This is a genomic window from Pseudomonas sp. 22490 (genome assembly GCF_052044465.1).
GTDB lineage: Bacteria > Pseudomonadota > Gammaproteobacteria > Pseudomonadales > Pseudomonadaceae > Pseudomonas > Pseudomonas aeruginosa.
Window position 1 is genome coordinate 40,874 of sequence record NZ_JBQENS010000032.1, and the last position, 22,649, is coordinate 63,522.

At 64.0% G+C, this 22,649-nt stretch carries 16 protein-coding genes and 1 tRNA gene; 12 read left to right on the forward strand and 5 right to left on the reverse strand.

From position 1 onward, the window contains the following. Positions 1 to 56 precede the first annotated feature (56 nt). Genes murI through hemA form a run of 5 tightly spaced genes read right to left on the reverse strand, consistent with a single transcriptional unit; the run spans position 57 to position 4,796 of the window. Complete coding sequence (gene murI, locus ACTJJX_RS27855) at positions 57 to 854, reverse strand: glutamate racemase (RefSeq protein ID WP_003099300.1); 798 nt, start codon at positions 852 to 854, stop codon at positions 57 to 59. After that, entirely contained in the window at positions 844 to 1,602 is a 759-nt protein-coding gene (locus ACTJJX_RS27860; RefSeq protein ID WP_003099296.1) for a molybdopterin-synthase adenylyltransferase MoeB, read from the reverse strand. Before ACTJJX_RS27860 ends, murI begins: the two co-directional genes overlap by 11 nt. Further along, a complete protein-coding gene (gene prmC, locus ACTJJX_RS27865; protein ID WP_003099293.1) occupies positions 1,596 to 2,426 on the reverse strand; it encodes a peptide chain release factor N(5)-glutamine methyltransferase in 831 nt (276 codons plus the stop codon). The genes ACTJJX_RS27860 and prmC overlap by 7 nt, the downstream gene beginning before the upstream one ends. 1 nt (position 2,427) lies before the next feature. Continuing rightward, on the reverse strand, positions 2,428 to 3,510 hold the full coding sequence (gene prfA / locus ACTJJX_RS27870; RefSeq protein ID WP_003099290.1) for a peptide chain release factor 1: 1,083 nt from the start codon (positions 3,508 to 3,510) through the stop codon (positions 2,428 to 2,430). 17 nt (positions 3,511 to 3,527) lie between these two features. Further along, complete coding sequence (gene hemA / locus ACTJJX_RS27875; protein ID WP_016852146.1) at positions 3,528 to 4,796, reverse strand: glutamyl-tRNA reductase; 1,269 nt, start codon at positions 4,794 to 4,796, stop codon at positions 3,528 to 3,530. 143 nt (positions 4,797 to 4,939) lie between these two features. On the opposite strand from hemA, the gene lbcA reads away from it, so the two are divergent. The 12 genes from lbcA (at position 4,940) to ACTJJX_RS27935 (ending at position 22,642) form a co-directional block, all read left to right on the forward strand. Beyond that, on the forward strand, positions 4,940 to 6,712 hold the full coding sequence (lbcA, locus tag ACTJJX_RS27880; protein WP_016852147.1) for a proteolytic complex protein LbcA: 1,773 nt from the start codon (positions 4,940 to 4,942) through the stop codon (positions 6,710 to 6,712). Positions 6,713 to 6,716: 4 nt separating this feature from the next. Next, a complete protein-coding gene (lolB, locus tag ACTJJX_RS27885; protein ID WP_016852148.1) occupies positions 6,717 to 7,334 on the forward strand; it encodes a lipoprotein insertase outer membrane protein LolB in 618 nt (205 codons plus the stop codon). A gap of 1 nt (position 7,335) precedes the next feature. After that, a complete protein-coding gene (gene ispE, locus ACTJJX_RS27890; protein ID WP_003099284.1) occupies positions 7,336 to 8,184 on the forward strand; it encodes a 4-(cytidine 5'-diphospho)-2-C-methyl-D-erythritol kinase in 849 nt (282 codons plus the stop codon). A 36-nt stretch (positions 8,185 to 8,220) separates the two neighbouring features. After that, a tRNA-Gln gene (locus tag ACTJJX_RS27895) sits at positions 8,221 to 8,295 on the forward strand. 55 nt (positions 8,296 to 8,350) lie between these two features. Next, positions 8,351 to 9,292 (forward strand): ribose-phosphate pyrophosphokinase, encoded by a 942-nt coding sequence (locus ACTJJX_RS27900; protein ID WP_003099281.1) that lies wholly within the window; start codon positions 8,351 to 8,353, stop codon positions 9,290 to 9,292. 116 nt (positions 9,293 to 9,408) lie between these two features. Beyond that, positions 9,409 to 10,023, forward strand: coding sequence for a 50S ribosomal protein L25/general stress protein Ctc (locus tag ACTJJX_RS27905; RefSeq protein WP_003099279.1), 615 nt, complete (start codon positions 9,409 to 9,411; stop codon positions 10,021 to 10,023). A gap of 41 nt (positions 10,024 to 10,064) precedes the next feature. Next, complete coding sequence (gene pth / locus ACTJJX_RS27910) at positions 10,065 to 10,649, forward strand: aminoacyl-tRNA hydrolase (protein ID WP_003099278.1); 585 nt, start codon at positions 10,065 to 10,067, stop codon at positions 10,647 to 10,649. 40 nt (positions 10,650 to 10,689) lie between these two features. Next, positions 10,690 to 11,790 carry a redox-regulated ATPase YchF gene (gene ychF, locus ACTJJX_RS27915; protein WP_003099270.1) on the forward strand — a complete coding sequence of 367 codons (1,101 nt, stop codon included), beginning with the start codon at positions 10,690 to 10,692 and terminating at the stop codon, positions 11,788 to 11,790. A 205-nt stretch (positions 11,791 to 11,995) separates the two neighbouring features. Further along, positions 11,996 to 13,207: a tyrosine-type recombinase/integrase gene (locus ACTJJX_RS27920; RefSeq protein WP_003161389.1), complete on the forward strand. Its 1,212-nt coding sequence runs from the start codon at positions 11,996 to 11,998 to the stop codon at positions 13,205 to 13,207. Positions 13,208 to 13,468: 261 nt separating this feature from the next. Further along, positions 13,469 to 14,569 carry a Fic family protein gene (locus tag ACTJJX_RS27925; RefSeq protein WP_003161388.1) on the forward strand — a complete coding sequence of 367 codons (1,101 nt, stop codon included), beginning with the start codon at positions 13,469 to 13,471 and terminating at the stop codon, positions 14,567 to 14,569. A 9-nt stretch (positions 14,570 to 14,578) separates the two neighbouring features. After that, complete coding sequence (locus tag ACTJJX_RS27930) at positions 14,579 to 19,852, forward strand: DEAD/DEAH box helicase (protein ID WP_003161387.1); 5,274 nt, start codon at positions 14,579 to 14,581, stop codon at positions 19,850 to 19,852. Between the two features lie 6 nt (positions 19,853 to 19,858). Beyond that, positions 19,859 to 22,642: a helicase-related protein gene (locus ACTJJX_RS27935; RefSeq protein ID WP_003161386.1), complete on the forward strand. Its 2,784-nt coding sequence runs from the start codon at positions 19,859 to 19,861 to the stop codon at positions 22,640 to 22,642. Positions 22,643 to 22,649: the final 7 nt, after the last annotated feature.

Here is a 22,649-nt window from a genome sequence, read left to right on the forward strand (position 1 = left end):
GATACTAGACCAAACGCTTTAGTTCAAAAAATCGCTGACACGTCTGCCAGGAACGACTAAACGACTAATTTTCCTACGCTTTCCGGGCTTCCCCAGAGGATCGGCAGGATCCTTTCCATCTCCTCCGGCAGCGCGCTGGTCCAGAAACGCGGCGTCGCGGCCTGGCCAGAGGCCAGTAGCGCCCGCGCCGACAATACGCGCTCCAGCTGCCGGGCGACAGCCGCTCCCGTATCGATCACCGCCATCTCCGCCGGGATCAGCTCGGCCAGCAGGGGTTTGACGAAGGGATAATGAGTACAGCCGAGGATCAGCGTATCGCAGCCCTGTTCGAGGATGGGCGCCAGCAGGCGTTCCAGCAGTGCCCGGGTTTGCGGCCCATAGAGATCGCCGGCTTCGATGCGCTCGACCAGCCCCGGGCAGGGCTGGGTGAAGACCTGTACGTCGCTGGCGAAGCGGTCGAGCAAGGCGGCGAAACGCGCGCTCTTCAGAGTTCCGGTGGTGGCCAGGACGCCGACCCGACCGTTGCGGGTGGCCGCCGCGGCCGGCTTCACCGCAGGCTCCATGGCCACCAGCGGCACCTGCGGATAACGTTCGCGCAATTCCGCCGCAGCCGCAGCCGTCGCGGTATTGCAGGCCAGTACCAGAGCCTTGGCGCCCTGCTCCAGAAGGAAATCACCGATCCGCTCGCAGCGTTCGCGGATGTACTCCGCGCTCTTCTCGCCGTAGGGCACATGGGCGTTGTCGGCGACGTAGAGCAACGATTCGGATGGCAGGCGCGCGCGAATCTCACGCAATACGCTGAGCCCGCCGACCCCGGAATCGAAAACGCCGACCGCGGCCGACTCAACCGCCATGGCGTTGCCCGCAGACGGCACAGGAAGGATCGCGACGCACCCGCAATTCGCGGAAGCGCGTGCCGAGGGCGTCCACCAGCAGCAGGCGGCCCACCAGCGGTTCGCCGAAACCGGCCAGCAGCTTGAGCGCCTCCAGCGCCTGCAGGCTACCGACCAGCCCCACCAGCGGACCGATCACGCCGGCCTCGCTGCAGGTCAGCTCGGCCTCGCTGCCGTGCCCGTAGAGGCAGTGGTAGCAGGGGCTTTCGTCGCGGCGGGTATCGAATACCGAAAGCTGGCCCTCGAGACGGATCGCCGCGCCGCTGACCAGGGGCTTGCCGGCGCGCACGCAGGCGACGTTGACCGCCTCGCGGGTGGCGAAGTTGTCGGTGCAGTCGAGCACCAGGTCGACCGCCGCCACGGCGGCATCGAGGGAGTCCTTGTCCAGCGCGGCGCTATGGCTGACCAGGCGGATCTGCGGATTCAGCGCGCCCAGCCGGCGCATCGCCGACTCCACCTTGCCGACACCGACGCTGGTGCCATCGTGGATGACCTGCCGTTGCAGGTTGGTCAGGTCGACCGTATCGAAATCCGCCAGGTGCAGCTCGCCGACCCCGGCCGCGGCCAGGTACAGCGCCACCGGCGAACCCAGGCCGCCAAGACCGACGATCAGTGCGCGGCTGCGCTTCAGGCGCAGCTGGCCCTCGACGTCGACCTGCGCCAGCAGGATCTGGCGACTGTAGCGCAGCAGTTCCTCGTCGCTCAGCATACCCATTGTCCGAGAGTGATCCGCTCGTTGCCGCCGAGGTCGCGCAACGTATGTACCCCGGCGAAGCCGCGGGCGCCGAGCAGTTCGCGCACAGCCGCCCCTTGATCATAGCCGTGCTCGAGCAGCAACCAGCCTTCGTCCAGCAAATGCTGCGGCGCCTGGGCGACGATCTGGCGGATATCGTCGAGGCCATCGCTACCCGCGACCAGCGCGCTCTTCGGCTCGAAGCGCACGTCGCCCTCGCTCAGGTGCGGATCGCTGGCAGGGATATACGGCGGATTGCCGACGATCATCCGGAAGCGTCGGCCATCGAGAGCGGAGAACCAGTGGCTGCGGCGCACCTCGACGTTCTCCAGGAGCAGCCGCTGGCGATTGCGCTCGGCCAGCGCCACGGCCTCTTCCACGCGGTCCACCGCAGTCACCGTCCACAGCGGCCGTTCGCTGGCCAGGGCCAGGGCGATGGCGCCGGTGCCGGTGCCCAGGTCGAGCACGGTAGCGGTGTCCGCCGCGAGGGTCGCCAGCGCGGTTTCCACCAGCAGTTCGGTGTCCGGGCGCGGGATCAGGGTGTGTGGCGCGACCTCCAGGTCCAGGCTCCAGAAGCCCTGGTGGCCAAGTATGTAGGCCACCGGCTCGCCGTTGCGCCGACGGGCGATCCAGTCGTCGAACAGCTCGTTGGCCTCGCGCGGCACGATGCGCTCCGGCCAGGTACGCAGGAAGCTGCGCGGCTTGCCCATCGCCGCCGCCAGCAGCAACTCGGTGTCGAGCCGGGCGCTGGGCGAATCGGGCAGTTGGGAATCCTTGAGAAGGGTACAAATAGTGGTCATGTCAGTCGCCCAGGGCCGCCAGTTGATCGGCCTGGTATTCCTGCAGCAGCGGCTCGATCACCTGTTCCACCGCGCCCTCCATCACCTCGCCCAGGGAGTACAGGGTGAGGTTGATGCGATGGTCGGTGACCCGCCCTTGCGGGAAGTTGTAGGTACGGATGCGCTCCGAGCGGTCGCCCGAGCCCACCAGCAGCTTGCGCGTGCTGGCGATCGCCTGCTGCGCCGCGGCCTGCTGCTGGTCGTTGAGCTTGGCCGCCAGCCAGGCCATGGCCTTGGCGCGGTTCTTGTGCTGCGAGCGCTCTTCCTGGCACTCGACCACGATGCCGCTGGGAATGTGGGTGATGCGCACCGCCGAGTCGGTCTTGTTGACGTGCTGGCCGCCGGCACCGGAGGAACGGTAGGTGTCCACCCGCAGGTCGGCCGGGTTGATCTCGATCGCTGCCTGCTCGTCCGGCTCCGGCAGCACCGCGACGGTGCAGGCGGAAGTGTGGATCCGGCCCTGGGATTCGGTTTCCGGCACCCGCTGCACGCGGTGCGCGCCGGACTCGAACTTGAGCTTGGCGTAGACGTTGTCGCCCTCGACCCGGGCAATCACTTCCTTGTAGCCACCGTGCTCGCCCTCGTTCTCCGACAGCGTCTCGACCCGCCAGCCCTGGCGCTCGGCGTAGCGCGAATACATGCGGAACAGGTCGCCGGAGAAGATCGCCGCCTCGTCGCCACCGGTGCCGGCACGGATCTCCAGGAACACGTTGCGGCTGTCGTTGGGATCCTTCGGCAGCAGCATGCGCTGCAGGCTGTCGCCGAGGGCGGCGAGGCGGCCGCGCGCTTCGGCGACCTCCTCCTCGGCGAGGTCGCGCAACTCCGGGTCGCTGTCCTTGAGCAACGCCTGGGCACCCTCGAGGTCGGCCTGCACCTTGCGGTAGTCGCGGAACGCCAGGATCACCGGTTCGACCTCGGCGTACTCGCGGGAATAGGCGCGGAAGCGGGTCTGGTCACTGATCACCTCGGCGTCGCCGAGCAGCGCCGTCAGTTCTTCGTAGCGATCGCTGAGGACATCCAGCTTTTTCAGCAGAGAAGCTTTCATGCAGGCATAGGTACCGGTCAGTGGCGCGGCGCGCCCTCGTCGAGGGCGAACAGCTCCTGGGCCAGGGCCAGCGCGTCGATGCGGCCCTCGGCGGACATTTTCTTCATCTGCACGCTGGGCGCGTGCAGCAGTTTGTTGGTCAGGCCGCGGGCCAGCTGGGCCATCACCTCGGCGGGGTCGGCACCGTTGGCCAGTTGCCGCTGGGCCTTGCCCAGCTCCTCATCGCGCAGGCGCTCGGCCTGCTGCCGATAGGCGCGCAGCACGTCCACCGCAGCCAGTTCGCGCAGGCGCTGCATGAACTCGGCGACGCCGCTGCCGACCAGTTCCTCGGCGGCCTGGGCAGCGCCCTGGCGGCTCTTGAGATTCTCCGCCACTACTTCGTGGAGGTCGTCGACGCTATAGAGGTAGACGTCGTCCAGTTCGCCGACTTCCGGCTCGATGTCCCGCGGCACGGCGATGTCGACCATGAACATCGGCTTGTGCTTGCGCTGCTTCAGCGCGCGCTCCACGGCGCCCTTGCCGAGGATCGGCAACTGGCTGGCAGTGGAGCTGATGACGATATCGCTGTTGGCCAACTCCTCGGGTATCTCCGAAAGCAGCACCGCATGGGCGCCAAACTGCTCGGCGAGCAGGCTGGCGCGCTCCAGGGTGCGGTTGGCCACCACGATGCGCTTCACGCCTTGCTCGAACAGGTGGCGCGCGACCAGGGTGATGGTCTCGCCGGCGCCGATCAGCAGCGCCTGGCTGCGGTGCAGGTCGCTGAAGATCTGCTTGGCCAGGCTCACCGCGGCGAACGCCACGGACACCGGGTTCTCGCCGATGGCGGTATCGGTGCGGACGGTCTTCGCCGTACTGAAGGTGGCCTGGAACAGGCGGCCGAGCAGCGGACCGACGGTGCCGGCCTCGCGCGCGACGGCGTAGGCCGACTTCATCTGGCCGAGGATCTGCGGCTCGCCGAGGACCATCGAGTCGAGGCCGGAGGCCACGCGCATCATGTGGCGCACCGCGTCTTCGTCCTGGTGCACATAGGCACAGGCGCGCAACTCGTCGAGAGTCAGGCGATGGTAGTCCGCCAGCCAGGCGAGCACGTCGTCCGCGGTCGGATGGTCGATCTCCAGGTAGAGTTCGCTCCGGTTGCAGGTCGACAGGATGGCCGCCTCGCGGCTGGTGGTCAGGCGGCAGAGCTGCTGCAGCGCCTCGACCATCTGTTCCGGAGTGAAAACCACGCGCTCGCGGACAGCCACCGAGGCGGTCTTGTGATTGATGCCGAGGGCAATGAAGGCCATGCAGGATCGCTGAGCTAATCGGGGAAACGCGCAATTCTCCTACTTCGCCAAGGGCAGGACAACCATTGCCGATGTATTGACCCCATAGACAGCTTCGTCGACGCCCGTCCCGGCCCCCTTGGGCTTGCCGGACGGCTTATGTCATGATGGCGCCACCCTCGCAGGTTCAAGGCCGGCTTTCTTCCTCTATGAACAAATCCCTTGCGCTGCTGACCGTCACGCTGCTGCTCGGCGGCTGCCAGTCACTTATCCACAAGACTCCCGATGGCACCCCGCCGGTGGAAGACACCGCGGTCGAGACCAAGGCCAAGCCGGAAAAGTACGCCTCCTTCAGCGAGGACAGCCTGTATTCGCTGCTGGTGGCCGAACTGGCCGGGCAGCGCAACCGCTTCGACATCGCCCTGAGCAACTATGTGGTGCAGGCGCAGAAAACCCGCGACCCCGGGGTTTCCGAGCGCGCCTTCCGCATCGCCGAATACCTCGGCGCCGACCAGGAAGCCCTCGACACCTCCCTGCTCTGGGCGCGCAGCGCGCCGGACAACCTCGATGCCCAACGCGCCGCCGCGATCCAGTTGGCCCGCGCCGGGCGCTACGAGGAGTCCATGGTGTACATGGAGAAGGTCCTCAACGGCCAGGGCGACACGCACTTCGACTTCCTCGCCCTGTCTGCCGCGGAGACCGACCCGGATACCCGCGCCGGCCTGCTGCAGAGCTTCGACCACCTGTTGAAGAAATACCCGAACAACGGCCAGTTGCTGTTCGGCAAGGCCCTGCTGCTGCAACAGGACGGCCGCCCGGACGAAGCCCTGACCCTGCTCGAGGAGAACTCCGCAAGCCGCCACGAAGTGGCCCCCCTGCTGCTCCGCTCGCGCCTGTTGCAGAGCATGAAGCGCAGCGACGAGGCCCTGCCGCTGCTCAAGGCCGGGATCAAGGAACACCCGGACGACAAGCGCGTGCGCCTCGCCTACGCGCGCCTGCTGGTGGAGCAGAACCGCCTGGACGACGCCAAGGCCGAGTTCGCCGGACTGGTCCAGCAATTCCCCGACGACGACGACCTGCGTTTCTCCCTGGCGCTGGTCTGCCTGGAAGCCCAGGCCTGGGACGAAGCCAGGATCTACCTGGAAGAACTGGTCGAGCGCGACAGCCACGTCGACGCCGCCCACTTCAACCTCGGACGCCTCGCCGAGGAACAGAAGGACACCGCGCGTGCCCTCGACGAGTACGGCCAGGTCGGTCCGGGCAATGACTTCCTCCCGGCGCAACTGCGCCAGACCGACGTCCTGCTCAAGGCCGGTCGCGTCGACGAAGCCGCCCAGCGCCTGGACAAGGCGCGCAGCGAGCAACCCGACTACGGCATCCAGCTGTACCTGATCGAAGCCGAGGCGCTGTCCAACAACGACCAGCAGGAAAAGGCCTGGCAGGCCATCCAGGAGGGTCTGAAGCAGTACCCGGAGGACCTCAACCTGCTCTACACCCGCTCGATGCTGGCGGAGAAGCGCAACGACCTGGTGCAGATGGAAAAGGACCTGCGCTTCGTCATCGCCCGCGAGCCGGACAACGCCATGGCCCTCAACGCCCTCGGCTACACCCTGGCCGACCGCACCACCCGCTACGGCGAGGCCCGCGAGCTGATCCTCAAGGCGCACAAGCTGAACCCGGACGACCCGGCGATCCTCGACAGCATGGGCTGGATCAACTATCGCCAGGGCAAGCTGGCCGACGCCGAGCGCTACCTGCGCCAGGCGCTGCAGCGCTACCCCGACCACGAGGTCGCCGCGCACCTGGGCGAAGTCCTCTGGGCCCAGGGGCGCCAGGGCGACGCCCGGGCCATCTGGCGCGAATACCTCGACAAGCAGCCCGACAGCGACGTGCTGCGCCGCACCATCAAGCGCCTGACCGGCACCGAGACTCCTTGAAACCATGCGTCTACGTCTTTTCCTCGCCGCCTCCGCGCTGGCCCTGCTCGGCGGCTGCGCCGGCCTGACCTCCCACGAAGCCCTGGAAGGCCAGGGCGATGCGCAGACCTGGAAAACCCACAAGCAGCAGCTCAGCGAGCTGGATGCCTGGCAGATCGACGGCAAGGTCGGCATCCGCGCCCCGCGCGACTCCGGCAGCGGCACCCTGTTCTGGCTGCAGCGCCAGGGCTACTACGACATCCGCCTGTCCGGCCCGCTCGGCCGCGGCGCAGCACGCCTGACCGGGCGTGAAGGCGCGGTGAGCCTGGAGGTCGCCGGGCAGGGCCGCTACCAGGCGGAGTCCCCGGAAGCACTGCTGGAAGAACAACTAGGCTGGCGCCTGCCGGTCTCGCACCTGCTCTGGTGGGTACGCGGCCTCCCGGCGCCGGACAGCAAGAGCCGCCTGACCCTCGACGCCGACAGCCGCCTGGCGCGCCTGGAACAGGACGGCTGGCAGATCGAATACACCCGCTACGCCGAACAGAACGGCTACTGGCTACCCGAGCGCCTGAAACTGCACGGCCAGGACCTCGACGTCACCCTGGTGATCAAGGACTGGCAGCCGCGCCAGCTCGGCCGCTGACATGAGCGTGCGCCTCAGCCTGCCAGCCCCGGCCAAGCTCAATCTGTTCCTGCATATCCTCGGCCGCCGCGACGATGGCTATCACGAGTTGCAGACCCTGTTCCAATTCCTCGACCACGGCGACGAGCTGCATTTCGAAGCCCGCCAGGACGGCCAGGTACGCCTGCACACGGAAATCGCCGGGGTGCCGCACGACAGCAACCTGATCGTGCGCGCCGCGCGCGGGCTGCAGGAAGCCTCCGGCAGCCCGCAAGGCGTCGACATCTGGCTGGACAAGCGCTTGCCCATGGGGGGCGGCATCGGCGGCGGTAGCTCCGACGCCGCCACGACGCTCCTGGCCTTGAACCATCTCTGGCAACTCGGCTGGGACGAGGACCGCATCGCCGCCCTGGGCCTGCGCCTGGGCGCCGACGTGCCGGTCTTCACCCGCGGACGCGCAGCTTTCGCCGAGGGCGTGGGCGAAAAGCTCACCCCGGTGGACATCCCGGAGCCCTGGTATCTCGTCGTGGTTCCGCAAGTACTTGTCAGCACAGCAGAAATTTTTTCAGATCCACTGTTGACACGCGATTCTCCCGCCATTAAAGTGCGCACCGTTCTCGAGGGGGACAGCCGAAACGACTGTCAGCCGGTAGTCGAGAGGCGTTACCCAGAAGTTCGTAACGCTTTGATCTTGCTAAACAAATTTGTTTCAGCTAGATTAACCGGCACTGGAGGTTGTGTGTTTGGGAGCTTCCCAAACAAAGCTGAAGCTGATAAAGTCTCGGCCCTTCTTCCAGACCACCTTCAGAGGTTCGTCGCCAAAGGAAGCAACATCTCGATGTTGCACCGGAAGCTGGAAACTCTGGTCTGAGAAAGGAATGCCGAAACGGCATTCGAGCAATACCACAGGGGCGTCGCCAAGCGGTAAGGCAGCAGGTTTTGATCCTGCCATGCGTTGGTTCGAATCCAGCCGCCCCTGCCATTTTCCTCTTCTGTATTTCATCCGGATCCCTTCGGTCGGCACAGGTACCTGTAGCGTGTCCAAGATGATGGTCTTCACGGGGAACGCTAACCCCGATCTTGCACGACGCGTCGTGCGTCAGCTGCACATTCCTCTTGGCGATGTTTCAGTTGGCAAATTCTCCGATGGCGAAATCAGCGTCGAAATCAACGAAAACGTCCGCGGCAAGGACGTATTCCTGATTCAGCCGACCTGCGCGCCGACCAACGACAACCTGATGGAACTGGTGGTGATGGCCGATGCCTTCCGCCGCTCCTCGGCCACTCGTATCACCGCTGTCATCCCCTACTTCGGCTATGCCCGCCAGGATCGCCGTCCGCGTTCCGCCCGCGTGGCCATCAGCGCCAAGGTAGTGGCCGACATGCTGACCGTCGTCGGGGTCAACCGTGTCCTCACGGTCGACCTGCACGCGGATCAGATCCAGGGCTTCTTCGATATCCCGGTAGACAACATCTACGGTTCCCCCGTGCTGGTGGACGATATCGAAGACCAGCGCTTCGAGAACCTGATGATCGTCTCCCCGGACATCGGCGGCGTGGTGCGCGCGCGCGCCGTGGCCAAGTCCCTGGGCGTTGACCTTGCGATCATCGACAAGCGTCGTCCCAAGGCCAACCAGTCCGAAGTGATGCACATCATCGGTGACGTCGAAGGCCGTACCTGCGTACTGGTAGACGACATGGTCGATACCGCCGGCACCCTCGGTCACGCCGCCAAGGCCCTGAAAGAGCACGGCGCCGCCAAGGTCATCGCCTACTGCACCCACCCGGTGCTGTCCGGCCGTGCCATCGAGAACATCGAGAAATCCGTACTGGACGAGCTGGTGGTGACCAACACCATCCCGCTGTCCGCCGCTGCCCAGGCCTGTGGCCGCATCCGCCAGCTGGACATCGCTCCGGTCGTTGCGGAAGCCATGCGCCGGATCAGCAACGAAGAATCGATCAGCGCGATGTTCCGCTGAGGCCCAGCCTCGGCGAACGCGCCTGAACGAAAACGCCCCGCTCCGGCGGGGCCTTTGAAATCGCCCGAACGCTGGTCGCAAGCGTTCGGGCGCATTGTTATTTTTGGAGATACACAATGGTCGACTTTATTCTGAATGCCCAAGTGCGTTCCGATCTGGGGAAAGGTGCGAGCCGCCGCCTGCGTCGTAACGCCGGTCTGGTTCCTGCTGTCGTTTACGGCGGCGACAAAGAGCCCCAGTCCGTAACCCTGGAACTGCGCGAAATCGCCAAGCTCCTGGAAAACGAGGCTGCCTTCAGCCACGTGATCGCCCTGAACGTTGGCGGCGCCAAGGAAACCGTACTGATCAAGGCCCTGCAGCGCCATCCGGCGAAAGGCTTCGTGATGCACGCCGACTTCCTGCGCGTGGTCGCCGACCACAAGCTGACCGCCCACGTACCGCTGCACTTCATCAACGAAGAAGTAGCCGTTGGCGTCAAGCAAGCCGGTGGCGAGATCTCCCACACCATCTCCGAAGTCGAAGTTTCCTGCCTGCCGAAAGACCTGCCGGAATTCATCGAAGTCGACATGGCCAAGGTCGAGCTGGGCCAGATCGTTCACCTGTCGGACCTCAAGGCTCCGAAAGGCGTCGAGCTGGTACAACTGGCCCACGGCAACGACCTGGCCGTTGCCAACATCCACGCTTCCCGCGTGGTGAAGGAAGAAGGTAGCGAAGAAGGCGCCGCCGAGTAATTCATTACTCGATCGCCTTTTTATAGAGAGGGGCTCCCGTCGTGACTGCCGTACAACTGATCGTTGGCCTGGGAAACCCGGGTCCTGAATACGACCAGACCCGGCATAACGCGGGGGCCCTTTTCGTTGAGCGCCTGGCGCATGCCCAGGGCGTCAGCCTCGTGGCTGACCGCAAGTATTTCGGCCTGGTCGGCAAGTTCAGCCACCAGGGCAAGGACGTTCGTCTGTTGATCCCGACCACCTACATGAACCGCAGCGGCCAGTCCGTAGCGGCGCTGGCGGGATTCTTCCGGATCGCCCCGGACGCCATCCTGGTGGCCCACGACGAACTCGACATGCCCCCTGGCGTCGCCAAGCTCAAGACCGGCGGCGGACACGGCGGGCACAACGGGTTGCGCGACATCATCGCCCAGCTCGGCAATCAGAATTCTTTCCATCGCCTGCGGCTTGGCATCGGCCATCCGGGGCACAGCAGCCTGGTTTCCGGTTACGTGCTCGGCCGCGCCCCGCGCAGCGAGCAGGAACTGCTCGACACCAGCATCGACTTCGCCCTCGGCGTGCTGCCGGAAATGCTCGCCGGGGACTGGACCCGGGCGATGCAGAAGCTGCACAGCCAGAAGGCCTGAACCACTTTTCTAGCGCCTGTCTGAGCGCGAGGGACATAGCATGGGATTCAACTGCGGCATCGTCGGCCTGCCCAACGTCGGCAAGTCCACCCTGTTCAACGCCCTGACCAAATCCGGTATCGCGGCGGAAAACTTCCCGTTCTGCACCATCGAGCCGAACAGCGGCATCGTGCCGATGCCCGACGCGCGCCTGAACGCCCTGGCCGAGATCGTCAAGCCCGAGCGCGTACTGCCCACCACCATGGAATTCGTCGACATCGCCGGCCTGGTGGCGGGCGCCTCCAAGGGTGAGGGCCTGGGCAACAAGTTCCTCGCCAACATCCGCGAGACCGACGCCATCGCCCACGTGGTGCGCTGCTTCGAAGACGACAACGTGATCCACGTGTCCAACAGTGTCGACCCCAAGCGCGACATCGAGATCATCGACCTCGAACTGATCTTCGCCGACCTCGACAGCTGCGAGAAGCAACTGCAGAAAGTCGCCCGCAACGCCAAGGGCGGCGACAAGGAAGCCCTGGCCCAGAAGGCCCTGCTGGAAAAGCTCATCCCCCACTTCACCGAGGGCAAGCCGGCGCGTTCGCTGCTGAAGAACCTCGGTGACGAGGAGAAGCGCCTGGTACGCAGCTTCCACCTGCTGACCAGCAAGCCGGTGATGTACATCGCCAACGTCGCCGAGGACGGCTTCGAGAACAACCCGCACCTGGATGTGGTAAAGGCCATCGCCGAGGAAGAAGGCGCGGTGGTGGTGCCTGTGTGCAACAAGATCGAAGCCGAGATCGCCGAGCTGGAAGACGGCGAAGAGAAGGACATGTTCCTCGAGTCCCTCGGTCTCGAGGAGCCCGGCCTGAACCGTGTGATCCGTGCCGGCTACGGCCTGCTCAACCTGCAGACCTACTTCACCGCCGGGGTGAAGGAAGTCCGCGCCTGGACCGTCCGCGTCGGCGCCACCGCCCCGCAGGCCGCCGGCGTGATCCACACCGACTTCGAGAAAGGCTTCATCCGCGCCGAAGTGGTCGCCTACGACGACTTCATCCAGTTCAAGGGCGAACAGGGCGCCAAGGAAGCCGGTAAATGGCGCCTGGAAGGCAAGGACTACATCGTCAAGGACGGCGACGTGATGCATTTCCGCTTCAACGTGTGATCAACGTCTGACGGTTTTTTCTGATCTCGGGAGCGTTCAGTAGCGCTCGGTGGACTGAGCAGGCCTTTTGAAATCAATGGCTTGCCAAACAATACGGTCTGCTGAGCGTTCCTATTGCTCGTCGAGGTCTGAAAAATCCGGGGGTAGCGTTGGGGGTACTCGTGTTCAACCGTGGGGGTACTTCTCCCCGCAGTGGAGTCCAACGATGCCCGAGAATCTACTCACTGACGCCAAGGTCAAGTCGGTCAAGCCTGCTGATCGAGACTGGAAACTTTCAGACGGCGGGGGCTTATTCCTGCTGGTCAAGCCCACCGGCGGCAAGCTCTGGCGGTGGAAGTACCGCCTGCAAGGCAAGGAAAACCTTTTTGCCATCGGCAGCTTTCCCCAAGTAAGCCTCGCAGAAGCGCGTGCAACCAGAGAGAAAGCACGCGCTCTGGTCAAGCAAGGCATCCACCCCGCCCATGAGCGGCAGCAGGTCAAGCAACGCAACCTGAAGGCGCTGGAGGAACGCAAGCGCGCCCGGGAAAGCTCGTTCGCCAAGGTGGCGCAGGCGTACCTGGCCGAAATCAAGCCTGCCTTCGCGTTCAGCTCTTACCGCACGAAAGAATCCCGCATCAGGAAGTACCTGTCGCCCAAGTTCGACGGGATGCCGATGAGCGACATTGGCGTCAAGCAGATCCGCCCACTGCTGGAAGAGTGCAAGGCCCATGGCGCGTGGGCAGCGATCCATGTCAAAGGCGATCTTTCGGCCATCTTCGAGTTCGCGGTGGTGCGAGGCCTGGTTGAGGCCAACCCGATCCCGAGCCTGCGCGGGCTGCTTCGCGTGCCGGCCAGCGAAAGCAAGGCGGCGATGACGCGCGAGCAGATCCAGAAGTTTTATCAGGCATTGCGCGGCTACAGGGGCTATCCGGAAACTGCGCTGTGCCTGCGGTTGATTGCGCTGACCGCTTGCCGTCCCGGGGAAGCTGCCGATGCCGAATGGGAAGAGTTCGATTTTGAGGATGCCGTGTGGCGTCGGCCTGCAGCCAAGATGAAGGCGCGGCGAGAGCATGTCAGCCCACTGTCTGCGCAGGCCATTGCAGTACTGAAGGACTTGCAGCGCATCACGGGTGGCGGACGCTACTTGTTCCCGCACCGGAGCGGCAAAGGCTTCACCACGCCCAACCGGCTTACCTACGCCATGCGCGATATGAACCTGGGCCGGGGAACGACGCCCCATTGCTGGCGCACCACCTTTTCGACCTGGGCCAACGAAAACGGGTTCCGACCCGACGCCATCGAGCGGCAGCTTGCTCATGTGGAAAGCAACAAGGTTCGGGCGACCTACAACAAGGCGCTGCTGCTGGATCAGAGAAGGTCGATGCTACAGGCTTGGGCGGGCTACCTGAGTGCGACAGAGCACAGCGGCACCGAATAATGCTGTTCGCCTTTGCAGAGGAGTGGAGCCTATAAACGGGGCAACCCAATGATTAAAAAGGGTAATTTATGCCGCTAATACCCCTTTTATAGACCGTGATTCACGTGGTCGCACCCTGCCAGACAGGGCGACCTCCCTCTCCGCAAGGCCCATGGCAGTGAAAACAGGGTAACCAAACGACTTTAATGAGGCATTACAAAAGACAATACCCCATTTAACGACTATGATTGCCCCATTTAGACAGCCTGAGCTTACATTTCCATGCACTCGCTTACCCCCGAGTACCTCACCGCGCTTCGCTTCGATGGTACCCAGGCCGCCACACTGCGCGCATTGGGCGAGTATCAAGGCAAGCAACAGCTCTACGCAGCCCAGTCTCCGGAAGCCCTCAAGGGCCTGCGCCAGATCGCGGTGGTCGAATCCACCGAATCATCCAACCGATTGGAAGGTGTTGTCGTCGCACCCTCACGACTGAAGTCTCTGGTCATCCGCAATGCAGCACCGAAGAGTCGCTCCGAACAGGAGATCGCCGGCTACCGCGATGCCCTGGCGTTGATCCACGAATCGGCCGCGCACATGACCTTCAACGAAGGCGTGGTGCTGCAATTGCACACCATGCTGTATCGCTACATGCCGCAGGCCGGCGGACGCTGGAAAGCCACCAACAACGACATCATCGAACGCCATCCGGACGGCACGTCACGGCTGCGCTTCCAACCGGTCGCTGCGCATCTGACGCCGATGGCCATGGCCGATATGACCCGGCACTACGCCACCGCACTGGACCAACATCTGGCCGATCCGCTGGTGCTGGCACCCCTGGCGATGCTCGACTTCCTATGCATCCACCCCTTCCCCGACGGCAACGGTCGCATGTCGCGTTTGCTAACCCTGTTGCTGCTCTACCACTTCGACTATGCCGTAGGCCGCTACATCAGCCTGGAGCGCATCTTCGAGGAAACCAAGGAAGGCTATTACGAGACGCTGGAAGCCAGTTCGCAGGGCTGGCATCAAGGGCAGCACGACGTCAAACCCTGGCTTGACTACTTCTGGGGGGCCTTGCTGCGGGCCTACCGCGAGTTCGAGGAGCGTGTCGGCACCATCGAGCGTGGCCGAGGCAGCAAAGGCGACCGGGTGCGCTCGGAAGTCCTGGCGCGCGCCCTGCCGTTTTCCATCTCCGAGATTGAAGAAGCTTGCCCGGGCGTGAGTCGGGACATGGTGCGACTGGTACTGCGGGCGATGAAATCAGAGGGTTTGATCGAATCGACCGGCAAAGGGCGTGGGGCGAAATGGAAGCGCATCACGGCAGGCACCTCCGGTAGTACGGCGGTTCTGGCGACTAGCCGCAAGATGGATCAGTGAGGAGTCTTTATGGATAACGTTTTCCAATTCCGCGACCAGCTCATCGAACGCTATGGTAGCTTTTCCCGCAGTTTCGTTCGTATCGCCGCACCCGATATCCAGGCCGAGGTAGAACATCAGTACGCGCAGGGCCGCTACTGGCCTGAGCCGCTGGTGCAGATCAACCCGAACTACCAACGTCAGGGGACCGTGCAGCAACTGGTGGAGCAGGGCATCTTGGATTCTGCCTGCGCAGACATTTTCCAGGTCGGGAAAACTGAAGGTTCGCCACAACCTCTGCATCTTTACAAACATCAGATGGAAGCCTTGGCCAAAGGCCAGGGACGTCAAAGCTATGTCGTCACGACCGGTACGGGGTCGGGGAAGTCCCTGTCCTTCTTCATCCCGATCATTGATCGCATTCTCAAGGCCAGGAAATCCGACGGCAAAGCACGCACCAGGGCCATCGTCATCTACCCGATGAACGCCCTGGCCAACAGCCAACTGGAAGAGCTCGACAAGTTTCTGCATGGCTATGCGCCAGAGCTTCGCCCCTTCACCGTGAAGCGCTACACCGGCCAGGAAAGCAAGGCGGAACGCGGTGCCATCGCGGATGACCCGCCCGATATCCTGCTGACCAACTTCATGATGCTGGAGTACATCCTCACGCGTTTCGACGAAGTGGATCGGCGTGTGGTGGAGCACTGCGAGGGGCTTGAGTTCCTGGTGCTGGACGAACTCCACACCTATCGTGGCCGTCAGGGTGCAGACGTTGCCTTGCTGGTGCGCCGCCTGCGCGAACGTCTGAAGGCCGGGCAACTGGTCTGCATCGGCACTTCGGCCACCATGTCCAGTTCAGGTAGTCAGGCCGACCGCAACCGCGTGGTAGCCGAAGTAGCCAGCAAGCTTTTTGGCACCCAGATCAGCGAGCAGGATGTCATCGGCGAGACCTTGGAGCGAGTCACCAACCCGCTCAAGGAGGTCAACGCCATCCGCGCTGAACTACCGGCGGCCATTACGCGCGAGCAGGATATCTGGGCCGACTTCGACGCCTTCCGCAACGACCCGCTATCCATCTGGGTGGAATTGAACCTGGGTATCGAACTGCCGGCCGACGAGCCTCCCCGCCGCGCACGGCCCATGATGCTGGAAGAAGCAAGCCGACATCTTGCCGAAGACGCGGGTTGCCAGCCTGAAGCTGCCCGAGCCGCGCTACAGCGTTTTCTCGTGGCTGCCCATGACGTGCGCACGTCTCAGGGCAGGCCACCGTTCGCGTTCAAGCTACACCAATTCATCAGCGGTCCCGGCAAGGTGCTCACCACCCTGGAAGCACGCGGCAAGCGTCATGTCACGCTCGATGCCCAGCGTTTCGCACCGGGGCGCCAGCAAGAAAATGTGCTGCTTTACCCCACGCACTTCTGCCGCGATTGCGGCCAGGAATACCTGCCTGTTTGGCACTCACAGCAACCTGTCAGCTTCAGCTCGCGTGAAATCGACGACATCGCAGCAGAGGACGACGCCAGCTATGGCTTTTTGTGCCCTCTGGTGCCCGGGCAGCAATATGGCGGCCTGCTCGAAGACTTGCCGGAAACCTGGATCGACCTCAGTCGCAGCGAACCCAAGGTCAAGCCCGCTTATAAAAATGCCGTTCCCTATATGGTCACTGTCGATGCCAAAGGGCAAACGGGCTCGGGGACGGAGTTCTGGTTCATCCCCGGCAAGTTCCGCTTCTGCCTGAACTGCGGCACGACACACGAAGCCCACGGTAAGGATGCCAACCGCCTCTCCAGCCTGTCCGGCGAAGGCCGCTCCTCGGCCACCACCATGATTGCCCTGGCGGCCTTGCAGCAATTGTTCACGCTTCCCGAACCGTCGCCAGGCCAGCCTGACCCGCGCAAGCTGCTCGGGTTCACCGACAACCGCCAGGATGCCGCTCTGCAGGCGGGACATTTCAACGACTTTATTTTCCTGCTGACGCTGCGCGCCGGCTTGGTCGGTGCCCTGCAGGGCAGCGGCGGTCAACTCGATGAAGAGCACCTAGCCGAAAGCGTATTCAAGGCCCTAGGTTTTCAAGGAGTCGATGAAGCGACCCTGGTGGAGTATCTGCGTACCCCCAAGCTCATGGGGCTTGCCCGGCAGGAAGCGCAACGCACCTTGCGCTTCATCATCGCCTACCGTCTATTGCGTGATTTGCGCCACGGCTGGCGTTTCAACAACCCGAATCTGGATCAGCTCGGCCTGTTGCAGATTCGCTATCGCGACCTGGATGCCTTCTGCGCGGACACCAGCATCTTTGCTGCCAACAGCATCCTGGCCGGATTGACGGCCGCGCAACGGACAGGTCTGTACGAGCGGCTGTTCGACACCCTGCGCCGCCACCTGTGCCTGGAAAGTCGTTACCTCGATCCGGTCGAGCAGGACAAGGCACGCACCAACGCCCACACCTACCTGAATGAACGCTGGGCCTTCGCCCCCGACGAAAAGCTCGATACCGGTCGCTACCTTATCCTCAGCAAGCGCCCGGAATACAAAAAGGGGGGTACTGAGCATCTGGTGACGGGCGGCCCGCGCTCCCGTCTGCTGCGGCAAATCAAGACCGCCGCCTTCTGGCGCGACAGCGCCTGCGCCAGCGAGGTCGCGCAGTGGAAGGATGCCGAATGGGCCGAGCTGATCGAAGCCATGCTGGAGTGCGCCAAGCACTACGGCTACGTGCAGCGCCACCCCATCGATGCCCAACTCGCCGGTTGGCGCTTGAACGCAGCAGCCCTGGACTGGTGCCTGATTGCCGATCAGCCGCAAACTGACAGCAGCCGCATCAATCAGTATTTCCGCGCCCTGTACCTCGGCATTGCCGACCTGCTGCAACAGCCCTCGCATCCACTGTTCGACTTCGAGGCCCAGGAACACACGGCCCAGGTGGATGCGCCACGCCGGCAACTGCTGGAACAGCGCTTCCGCTATACCGAAAAGGATAGGCAGGACTGGGCGCAGAACCCGGCTCACGAAGCGCCTCTGGAGCGTCTGCCGGTGATGTTCTGTTCGCCCACCATGGAGCTGGGCGTGGACATCTCCGCGCTCAACACTGTGTACCTGCGCAACGTGCCGCCGACTCCCGCCAACTACGCCCAGCGTAGCGGCCGAGCCGGTCGCTCTGGCCAGCAAGCGCTGGTCATCACCTATTGCGCGGCGCTCAGTCCGCATGACCAGTGGTTCTTCCACAATGCCGAGCAGATGGTGCACGGCGTGGTGCGCGCGCCGACCCTCGACCTGACTAATCGCGATTTGATCGACAGCCATCTGCAAGCAGTCTGGCTGGCCAGTACCCAGGTGCCGCTGGATGACAGCATCGCGCCCATGCTGGATCTCGATCAGCCCGGCAAGCCACTGAAACAGCCCTTGCACGAAGCGCTGCGCTCACCTGCCGTCCAGCAGCGAGCGTTGGCCAGTGCGAGACGGGTCATCGACCAACTCGCGGGTGAGCTCGAAAGCACCTCCTGGTTCACCCAAGACTATGTGCGCCAGGTCATCGACAACGCCGCACAGGCATTCTCCGGGGCACTGGAGCGCTGGCGCGTGCTGTTCGATGCCACCCGCCAGCAGATGGACATGGCCGACCGTATCGTCAAGAGCCACACAGCCTCGCACACGGAGCGACAGAATGCCCAGCGCCGCTATGGCGATGCCGCGCGCCAGTACGCCGTGTTGCTCAAGTCCGGCAACGGTCAGAACAATGACTTCTACACCTATCGCTACCTGGCCAGCCAGGGCTTCCTGCCGGGCTACAACTTCCCGCGTCTGCCGCTAATGGCCTGGATTCCCGCCCGGGGCGGTCAGACTGCCAATGGCAAGGACGACGAAGGCAGCATGGTCAGTCGGCCGCGCTTTCTGGCCCTGTCCGAGTTTGGCCCACGCAGCCTCATCTACCACCAGGGCCGTATGTACCGCGTGGTGCGCGCCAAGCTCAACGTCGGCAATACCGACCACATTTCCGGCAACAGCCAGTTGGCCACTATCGCCTCGCTGGTATGCAGCCAGTGCGGCTACGGTCATCTCGGTGAACCTGGAGGAGAACAGCCACTGGTCAACCGTTGCGAAAACTGCGACGCCTTGCTGACCGAGCACGATTGGGTGCGCGAACTCTATCGCATCGAAACCGTGGAGACCGTAGCCACCGAGCGCATCTCCATTAACGACGAGGAACGCCAGCGTCAGGGCTTCGAGCTGCAAACCACCTACCGCTTCCTGCCCGGCCCCGATGGCCGGATTCAGCAGCAGAAAGCCGTTATCCGGCAGAGCGGCGAACTGCTGGGCGAACTCACCTATGCCCCCGCCGCACAAATCTGGCGTATCAACCGTGGCTGGCGCAGGCGCAAGGACAAGGAGCAACTGGGCTTCTACATCAACCCCATCACCGGTACCTGGAGCAAGCAGGATGCACCGGATGCGGAAGACGACAAGGGCAGCGACGATGCCTTGATGGAGAAAGTGCCCAATCAGCGCATTGTTCCCTTCGTCGAGGACCACCGTAATTTGTTGATCCTCGCGCCTCTGCAAGCGTTATCGCTGGAGGCCATGGCCACGCTGCAGGCAGCGCTCAAGCGCGGCATCGAAATGACCTTCCAGATCGAGGAATCCGAACTGGTTGCCGAACCTCTGCCGAAATCCGACGAGCGTCGCGCCCTGCTGTTCTATGAAGCCGCCGAAGGCGGTGCCGGCGTCCTCACCCGCCTGGCCAACAACCCCGCCGATCTGGCCCTTGTGGCAGACAAGGCCCTGCAACTGATCCACTATCGCGCCCCGCTTAACGGCGTCTGGGCTCTGGAAGACCTGCCGTCACTGGAACGCAGCGATGAACTTGGCAATCATCAGTGCGAAGCCGGCTGCTACCAGTGCCTGCTGTCCTACTTCAACCAGCCCGACCACGAGCACATCAACCGCCGCAACCCCGATGTGCTCAAGTTGCTGGTGGCGCTGGCCAACGCCCAGGTGCAGCCCCCGATGGACAGCCCGACCGCTGCGGCCTCCGGTGCGTCAGGCGACGAGCCGCTCGATGCCTGGCTGACCGCGCTCCGGCAGGCAGGCGCAATACAACCTGATGTACTCAGCGTGCCCGTCAACAACGGCGCAGCCATCGCCGCCGCCCAATACAAGGCATCTCGTGCCCTGGTATTCCTGTCCACGGTGGATGAGGAGACCACCAGCGTATTGCGGGACAAAGGCTGGCAGGTGCTCGATTTTTCGGAGGCTTCACGCTGGTCACAACAATTCGCCGCGCACGCCGATGTGTTCGGTTCCAAGGAATAAAGGCGCATGACAACCCTCGAACACGACTTCCTGCCCGGCAACCTGGTGCGCGCCCGTGGCCGCGAATGGGTGGTGCAAAGCGATTCTCGCCGCGACTGGCTGCGCCTGCGTCCATTGAGTGGCGCTGATGACGAAAGCATTGCCCTGGTTCCCGAGTTGGAACTGCACCCCGTCGAGCCCGCCACCTTTGCCTGGCCCGACCCCGTGCGTGCAGGCAACCACGCCGCCGCACTGTTGTTGCGCGACGCCCTGCGTCTGACCCTGCGCGCCGGAGCCGGCCCGTTCCGCTCCTTCGGCAATATTGCCGTGGAGCCGCGCGGCTACCAGCTCGTGCCGCTGCTGATGGCGCTGCGCCTGTCCACCGTGCGCTTGCTGATTGCCGACGACGTGGGTATCGGCAAGACCATCGAGGCCGGTCTGATCGCCCGCGAACTGATGGATCGCGGCGAAATCGCCCGCCTGGCCATCCTCTGCCCGCCGCACCTGGTCGAACAATGGCAAAGCGAGCTGGAAACCCGCTTCAACCTTCAGGCTGTGGCGTTGACCTCAGCTTCCGCCCCCCGCATCGAGCGCGAGCTGCCGCATGGTATGCGCCTGTTCGACTACCACCCCGTGGTCGTCGTCAGCCTGGATTACATCAAGAGCGAGAGCCACCGCGAACAATTCCTGGCTGCCGCTCCTGAGTGCATCATCGTCGACGAGGCCCACACCTGCACCAGTAGCGGTGCAGGCAAGCAACTGCGCTTCGAACTGCTGCAACGCTTGGCGAAAGATGAGCAACGCCACCTGATACTGCTCACCGCCACGCCGCACTCTGGCGACGAAGCCGCCTTCTACAACCTGCTGTCGCTGCTCGACCCGCGCTTTGCCGCCTTGCAAGGCCGCATGACCACAGCCGACCCGTTGCGCCAGGAACTGGCCCGCCACTTCGTCCAGCGCCGCCGCAAGGACATCGCCGAATGGCAGGCCGAAACCAACGACGGACGCGGTTTTCCCCGCCGCATGAAAACCGAGCTTACCTATCAGCTCAGCGGCGAATGGGGCGCGTTCTTCGACGCGGTGCAGGATTACTGCCGCGAACTGGCCGAAACCATCGAACAGCAGCAACAGCAGGGCGGCGCCCGCCTCATCTGGTACGCCACCCTCGCGTTGCTTCGCTGCGTGGCCTCGTCTCCCGCCGCCGCGGTCAAAGCCCTGACCACACGGCTGGAAGGCACGCAGCCCGACGACAACCTCCTTGGCGACGAACGCCTGCACGACGGCGAGGCTGACGACCTCTCCAGCAACGATTTGGAGCCGCCCGCCCAAGTGCAGGACGCCGCGCCGCGCCTGCAAACCCTGATCGCTGAAGCGCAACGTCTGTCCGGCAAGGCCGGCGATCCCAAGCTGGCCGCACTCATTCAGCATATCGGCCCGCTGGTAAAAGACGGTTACCACCCCGTGGTGTTCTGTCGCTACGTCGCCACCGCCCATTACGTAGCCGAGCATCTCAAGGCCGCCTTTCCCAAGGCCTCCATCGAGGCCGTGACCGGCGAGCTCACGCCCGAAGAACGCCGCGAGCGTGTGGATGATATGGAAGATGCCGAGCAGCGCATCCTGGTCGCCACCGACTGCCTCTCCGAAGGCATCAACCTGCAGCACCTGTTCACCGCCGTCGTCCACTACGACCTGGCCTGGAACCCTACCCGTCACGAGCAACGCGAAGGCCGTGTCGATCGTTTCGGCCAGCATGCCGAAGAGGTGCGCTGCACCATGCTCTACGGCCAGGACAACCCGGTGGATGGCTTCGTGCTCAACGTCATCCTCAAGAAGGGCGAAGCCATCCAGAAGGAGCTGGGCGTGCTGGTTCCGCTACCCGAAGACGAGGCCCGCATCAATCAGGCGCTAGTCAAGGCCGCCCTGATGGGCCGTGAGCGAATGGCAGCACCCTACACGCCTGATCTATTTGCCGAAGCCAACGTCGAACTACAGCCACTGCAAGCGCAATGGCAAGACGCCCTGGAAAAAGCCAAGGCCAACCGCACCGTGTTCGCTCAGCGCCGCATCAAACCCGACGAAGTGTTGCCCGAGTGGCACAAACAGCAACAAGCCCTGGGCACCCAGGCCGACGTGCAGCGCTTCCTGCAAAGTGCCTGCGTGCGTCTGGGCGCGCCGCTGGAAGCTGGCCGCAAGCAGACCGCACGCTTCCTGCCGCAGCACCTGCCCGAAGCCCTGCGCCAACGCCTGGCCGATGAAGGCATCACCGCCCCCCTGTCCATCGACTTCAGTGAACTGCACCGCAGTCACCCACTGGTGGGCCTGCTGGCCCAGCACCTGCTGGAAGGTGCGCTCGGGGGCGAAAATCCACTGGCTGCCCGCTGCGCCGCCACCCTGACTGAAGACGTCGAAGTCGTCACCACCCTCTATCTGCTGCGTCTGCGCCACCAGCTCAGCTACGTGCGCCGCCGCGAACCCTTCCAGATGATGGCCGAGGAAACCGTGGCCCTGGCCGTGCAGGGCCGCAACGCTCCGCAGTGGCTGGCCGATGACAGCGTGAGCCGCCTGCTCGAATGCACGCCCAGCGGCAACTTGCCTACGGAAGCCGTGCAACGCGAAGTACGCATCGCGCTCGACTTCCTCGCTGCGCACCCTCAGCAACTGCAAGCGCTGGCCCAGCAGCGGGCCGATGCCCTGCTGGCCGACCACCAACGTGTGCGCGAGGCCACCCGCGACGTAGGCCAATACAGCGTCAGCCCCTGCCTGCCCGTCGATGTGATGGGTGTGTACGTGCTGCTGCCTGACTCGCTATAAGCCTGGG